Genomic DNA, 1152 nt, shown 5'->3' on the forward strand with positions numbered 1-1152 from the left:
TATAATTTAACTTCATGTGCTAGTAAATCTACAACTAGATAAATTTACCAATTTATTTTTACAAAAAAACATTTCCCTTATGAACAAACACTGGATATATTATCCAAATATTAGTTCTTTGATATGTCCTAGGCTGATGTCCTCGCCTAATAGCCCGTTGATATAGTAACATAGATTATGGGCCAAGACCTTTGTTCTAAGCCTCGTCATAAGTCCCCACAGGGATTTTGCTAAGACTTTATTAATATTTAACTGTTCTGTTAACTGTGAAAAGGTAGTTTCAATTCGCCTTCTAAGTTTAAAAATATGTTGGCGAAGCCATTTAGGATAGGGGTCTTTACAGTTATCCCTTTTCATAAATATTAGCTGTATCTCCTTTTCCGATTGCAGTTGTGAGGGCAAATGCTTACTGGTGTAGCCCTTATCACCTACGATTGTTATGGAATTATAGGTATCGATTAATTCCCATACAGCTTCTCGATCATCGATATTAGCTGGTGTAAGAATAAAGTCGGTGATAAATCCTTCTATCGTAGTGATAGCATGTAGTTTAAATCCATAGTAGGTTTCTTTTTTAGAAGCGCAATACCCATAAGCTGAGTCAATTTTAAAAGATTTATGAAAGCGTGCGCGACCAAACTTACATACGGGAATAGGCATACTATCTACAATCCTAACTGATTTATCTCGAAATCCTAACATGGCAGTTAGCTCTTTACGGATTGCATCAATTACCGAATGTAATGCCCTACGGGTTCTATTAAAGCGAGTTCTATGACTAAACCTTGGAAATAAATCCTTTAGATTCTTTTTACAAAAACCTAACCACGCTTTTTCTGAGTCAATAGTGAGTAGTTCCCCAACAATACTAATGGTAATTATTTCACTATCGCTTAGGATAGACTCATTGATATTTCTACGTTGTTTAATATGTGTTGGAGTAATTTCCTGATAAATATCGTCAATTAAGACATAGGTGACAGTAATGAAGTCTTTTAAATCACCAATTTTTTTGATAGAATATTTCTTAGTAAGCTCCAGCATTTGTTATCCTCCTATCTTGATTTCGTGGTTGTTATCAAAGATAGGTTAACATAATTCGCTGGAGTTTTTCTATTTGTAAATTTTAACTAGCACAACAGGTTAATTTAT

General features: G+C 33.9%; 1 protein-coding gene. It reads right to left on the reverse strand.

Features of this window, described 5'->3' with window-relative positions:
- Positions 1 to 99 precede the first annotated feature (99 nt).
- Complete coding sequence (locus tag CHB72_RS25750; RefSeq protein ID WP_089285699.1) at positions 100 to 1044, reverse strand: IS982 family transposase; 945 nt, start codon at positions 1042 to 1044, stop codon at positions 100 to 102.
- Between the last annotated feature and the right edge of the window lie 108 nt (positions 1045 to 1152).

Source organism: Anaerovirgula multivorans (assembly GCF_900188145.1).
Lineage (GTDB): Bacteria > Bacillota > Clostridia > Peptostreptococcales > Natronincolaceae > Anaerovirgula > Anaerovirgula multivorans.

Coding starts and splice junctions, on each gene's coding strand:
- CHB72_RS25750 (WP_089285699.1), bottom strand. CDS start 1,044: ATGCTGGAGCTTACTAAGAAATATTCTATCAAAAAAATTGGTGATTTA.